This window comes from Olsenella sp. CU969 (genome assembly GCF_905219715.1).
GTDB classification, from domain to species: Bacteria; Actinomycetota; Coriobacteriia; order Coriobacteriales; family Atopobiaceae; genus Granulimonas; species Granulimonas faecalis.
The window spans coordinates 1-4,903 of sequence record NZ_CAJMXC010000104.1 but is presented as its reverse complement, the minus strand read 5'-3'; the positions used below and the strand labels follow the sequence as shown (position 1 = coordinate 4,903).

General features: G+C 66.2%; 3 protein-coding genes. All 3 read left to right on the top strand.

Annotated features, from left to right (window positions below):
- The first annotated feature begins 276 nt into the window (after positions 1 to 276).
- The 3 genes from JX283_RS07770 (at position 277) to JX283_RS07760 (ending at position 4,394) form a co-directional block, all read left to right on the top strand.
- Positions 277 to 720: a MarR family winged helix-turn-helix transcriptional regulator gene (locus JX283_RS07770; protein ID WP_204830064.1), complete on the top strand. Its 444-nt coding sequence runs from the start codon at positions 277 to 279 to the stop codon at positions 718 to 720.
- A complete protein-coding gene (locus JX283_RS07765) occupies positions 713 to 2,491 on the top strand; it encodes an ABC transporter ATP-binding protein (RefSeq protein ID WP_204830063.1) in 1,779 nt (592 codons plus the stop codon). Before JX283_RS07770 ends, JX283_RS07765 begins: the two co-directional genes overlap by 8 nt.
- Positions 2,484 to 4,394, top strand: a complete 1,911-nt coding sequence (locus JX283_RS07760; protein WP_370583434.1) for an ABC transporter ATP-binding protein — start codon at positions 2,484 to 2,486, stop codon at positions 4,392 to 4,394. Before JX283_RS07765 ends, JX283_RS07760 begins: the two co-directional genes overlap by 8 nt.
- The last annotated feature ends 509 nt before the right edge of the window (positions 4,395 to 4,903 follow it).

Here is a 4,903-nt window from a genome sequence, read left to right as displayed (position 1 = left end):
CGCCGAGCTTCCGTTTCGACGCCGCGAAGGGCCGCCTGATCGAGGATGTGCTCGCCAAGGCCCGCGACGGCCTCGAGGCCCTCCTGGCCTGACCTTCGGCCCGCCCCGGGCCGCCCGCCGCAGCCCATGGGCGCCGTGCGGCCGCCCCTTTCAGGCCCCGCACCCTCCTATGAACAAACTTTGGTCCCGAACCATTCGGTACCTTGCAATATCAGTTCCAGGGGACTAGTATCCTTAGGCCACATCGTGAAGACCTGAGGAGGTGTCTGGAAACCCATGGACAACGTCGAGGCGCACCGCATCGACTCCACCTTGCTCGACATCAAGTGCCTGGGCCACTACCTGTACTTTCATGGAAGAGGCGTCTCGGGAAAGCCCCAGATCCTCTGCGCCCTCTTCGAGAGCGGGGGCGTCAAGACCCAGCGGGAGCTCGGCGACCGCTTCGGCATCAAGGCCAGCTCCCTCTCGGAGGTCCTGGCCAAGATGGAGGCCTGCGGCTACGTGGTCAGGACCCGCGACGCCGACGACAGCCGCAAGCTCATCGTGAAGCTCACCGAGGCGGGGGCCGCCGAGGCCGAGGCCGAGATCGCGCGCCGGGACCGGTTCAGGGCNTGGAGCCTNTCCTGCCTCTCCCNCACCGAGCAGGAGCAGCTGNAGGGNCTGCTCGACCGGNTGCTCGACCACTGGAAGCAGAAAGACTGGAAGGAGCTGGATGATTAAAAGACTGGCCAAGAGCCTGCGCGAGTACAAGNGGGCGGCCATAGCCACGCCCATCCTCGTCACGGGCGAGGTGGTCATCGAGGTGCTGATCCCCTTCGTGACCGCCAACCTCATCGACGCGATCAATACCGGGGCCCAGGTGACCTCCATCCTGCAGGCCGGCCTGGTGCTGCTGGTCATGGCCGTGGCCTCCCTGGCCTTTGGCACGGCGGCGGGCATCACCTGCTCCCGGGCCGCCGCGGGCTTCGCCAAGAACCTGCGCAAGGACATGTTCTACAACANCCAGACCTTCTCCTTCGCCACCATCGACCGGTTCTCCACCCCGTCGCTGGTCACCCGCATGACCACCGACGTCACCAACGTGCAGATGTCGTTCATGATGATCGTCCGCACCGCCATCCGTGCCCCCATGATGATCGTGTTCGCCCTGGTCATGGCCTTCGTCATGGCGGGCGACATGGCGTGGGTCTACGTCTACGTCACCATCCCGCTGGCCTTCGGCCTGTTCCTCGTGATCCGCCGCGTGCTGCCCATCTTCCGCCGCGTCTTCCGCAAGTACGACGCCCTCAACGAGTCGGTGGAGGAGAACGTCTCGGGCATGCGCGTGGTCAAGAGCTTCGTGCGCGAGGACTTCGAGATGGAGAAGTTCGGCGTGGCCGCCAAGGACGTCCAGGCCGACTTCACCCGCGCCGAGAAGCTGCTCGCCCTCAANGGCCCGATGATGAACCTGGCCGTGGCCGTCATCTTCGTNAGCGTGATCTACTTCGCCTCCTACACCATCGTGTCCACGAGCGGCACCGTGATGAACGTCGGCCAGTTCTCGTCGCTGTTCACCTACGGCTTCATGATCCTCATGAGCCTCATGATGTTCTCCATGATCTTCGCCATGATCGCCATGTCCATGGAGAGCGCCCGCCGCATCGACGAGGTGCTCCAGGCCGAGACCACCATCCACGACCCGGCAGACCCCGTCCGCGAGGTGGCCGACGGCTCCATCGACTTCGACGGCGTCGACTTCTCCTATTCCGAGAGCAGCGAGCTCCCCGCCCTCCACGGCATCGACCTGCACATCGGGAGCGGCGAGACCATCGGCATCATCGGCGGCACCGGCTCCGCCAAGTCCACCCTCGTGCAGCNGATCCCGCGCCTCTACGACGTCACGGAGGGCACGCTCAAGGGGGGCGGCGNCGACGTGCGCGACTACGACCTCGACACCCTGCGCCACGCCGTGTCCATGGTGCTCCAGAAGAACGTGCTGTTCAGCGGCACNATCGCCGACNNCCTGCGCTGGGGCAACCCCGNCGCCACCATGGACCAGGTGATCGAGGCCTGCCGCCTGGCCCAGGCCGACGAGTTCGTGGAGCGCTTCCCCGACGGCTACGACACCTACATCGAGCAGGGCGGCACCAACGTCTCCGGCGGCCAGAAGCAGCGCCTCTGCATCGCCCGGGCGCTGGTCGCCCGGCCCAAGGTCCTCATCCTCGACGACTCCACGAGCGCCGTGGACACCAAGACCGACGCCCTCATCCGCGAGGGCTTCAAGAGTTTCATCCCCGAGACCACCAAGATCATCATCGCCCAGCGCACCAGCTCGGTTAAGGACGCCGACCGCATCGTGGTCATGGACCGGGGCACCATCGCCGACGTGGGCACCCACGAGGAGCTGCTGCGCCGCTCCCCCATCTACCGCGAGGTGTACATGTCGCAGAACAAGCAGTCCCACGACGAGAAGATCGAGGACATCGACCGAAAGGAGGCCAAGCGTGGCTAAGCAGACCATGCAGGCGAAGCGCCCCGGCGTCAAACCGGCGGTCATCCTGCGCGTGTTCAAGTCGCTGTTCCGGTTCTATCCCGTGCTCATGCCCATCGTGTTCGTGTGCCTGCTCATCAACGCACTCACCAACGCGGCCCCGGCCATCTTCATGCAGCAGGCCCTGGCCGTGGTGGGGCGCTGCTGGCCAACCGGGGACTGGGAGTCCGCCGCGGGCCCCATCGGCCAGATCACACTCTCCCTGGCCGGCATCTACCTCGTGGGCCTCGTCGCCAACTTCACCTGGAACCGCCTCATGGCCATCATCTGCCAGGGCAGCCTCGAGAAGTTCCGCGAGGAGATGTTCGACCACATGGAGACCCTGCCCATCCGCTACTTCGACACCCACGCCCACGGCGACATCATGTCGTTCTACACCAACGACATCGACGCCCTGCGCCAGATGATCTCCCAGTCGCTGCCCCAGATCACCATGACCTGCCTGGTGCTCGTCTCGGTCTTCTTCATCATGCTGTGGTACTCGCTGTGGATGACCATCGTCGTGGTGGCGGGCACCGCCCTGATGGCCCTGTCCTCCAAGGCCCTCGCCGGGCGCTCCGCCCGGTTCTTCCNGGCCCAGCAGCGCGCCATCGCCGCCGTCGAGGGCCACGTGGAGGAGATCATGAACGGCGAGCGCGTGGTGCAGGTCTTCTGCCACCAGCGCGAGTCCGAGGCNGACTTCGACCAGTACAACGAGCGCCTCTTCGACGCGAGCCGCAAGGCCAACACGTTCGCCAACANCCTCGCNCCCATCCTCATGAACATGGGCAACGTCATCTACGTGGTGGTGGCCGTGGTGGCCGGCATCCTCCTGGCCCTCGACGTGCCCAGCGTCTCCATCTCGGGGTCGGCCTTCACCATCGCCATCGCCGTGCCCTTCCTCAACATGACCAAGCAGTTCGCCGGCCAGATCGGCCAGATCTCCCAACAGGTGAACCCCGTGGTCATGGGTATGGCCGGCGCCGAGCGCGTCTTCACCCTCATCGACGAGGAGCCCGAGACCGACGACGGCTACGTCGAGCTGGTGAACGTGCGCATGGTCGACGGCAAGCTCTCCGAGGCCGGGGAGCGCACGGGCATGTGGGCCTGGAAGCACCCCCACCACAGCGGCGAGGTCACCTACACCCCGCTGGCCGGGGACGTGCGCTTCCACNACGTGGACTNCGGCTACANCCCCGACCACACCGTGCTCCACGACGTCTCCCTCTACGCCAAGCCGGGCCAGAAGGTGGCCTTCGTGGGCGCCACCGGTGCCGGCAAGACCACCATCACCAACCTCATCAACCGCTTCTACGACATCGCCGACGGCAAGATCCGCTACGACGGCNTCAACATCTACAAGATCCGCAAGGGCGACCTGNGCCGTTCCCTGGGCATCGTGCTCCAGGACGTAAACCTGTTCACCGGCACGGTGCTCGACAATATCCGCTACGGCCGGCTCAACGCCTCCGACGAGNAGTGCTTCGACGCCGCCAAGCTGGCCNGGGNCGACGACTTCATCCGCCGCCTGCCCCANGGCTNNGACACCCNGCTCACCGACAACGGCTCCCAGCTCTCCCAGGGCCAGCGCCAGCTGATCTCCATCGCCCGCGCCGCCGTGGCGGACCCGCCCGTCATGATCCTCGACGAGGCCACGAGCTCCATCGNCACCCGCACCGAGGCCATCGTCCAGCGCGGCATGGACGCCCTCATGANGGGTCGCACCACCTTCGTCATCGCCCACCGCCTCTCGACGGTGCGCAACTCCGACGTGATCATCGTGCTGGACCACGGCCGCATCATCGAGCGCGGCAGCCACGACNNGCTCATCGCCAAGAAGGGCACCTACTACCAGCTCTATACCGGNGCCTTCGAGCTGGAGTAGGGGCGCTCCCTTCCGGTTGTCCGGGGAGGGGCTCATGCATCAACGGGAGTCACTTCGAGGGCCTGTGCATCTTCGGATGCACAGGCCCTCTCAGGAGGACTCCCTAACGATGCATGAGCCCCTCCCCTGCTTTGGCGAGAGCCCCTGTCGCGACGGCGCCGGTGCCGACCTCGCATTGACGCCCTTTACCACTTTTTTGTTGGAAGGCGCCGCTGCATGCGGGGGTTCGGGGGCTGATGCCGTCCGGAACCGGCTGCAGGCCGCGACGGCCGCCTTGTTGAAGGGGCCGCCCGTCCGAAAGCCATGCCAGATGGAGCGGTCGCCACGTTGAAGCGACTGACCGTCCGGATGCGGTCGCGGGCCGGGGTGGCTACCGTGTTGGAGAGACGGAGCGCCCGGGAGCGGTTCCGGGCGGGGGCGGTTTCTCGGCTGAGGCCGCAACGCCGTCCTGGAGGGGCCGCAGGCGGCGTTTTCCCGCCCGGGGGCGGTTGCGCGCGAAGGTGGTTTAC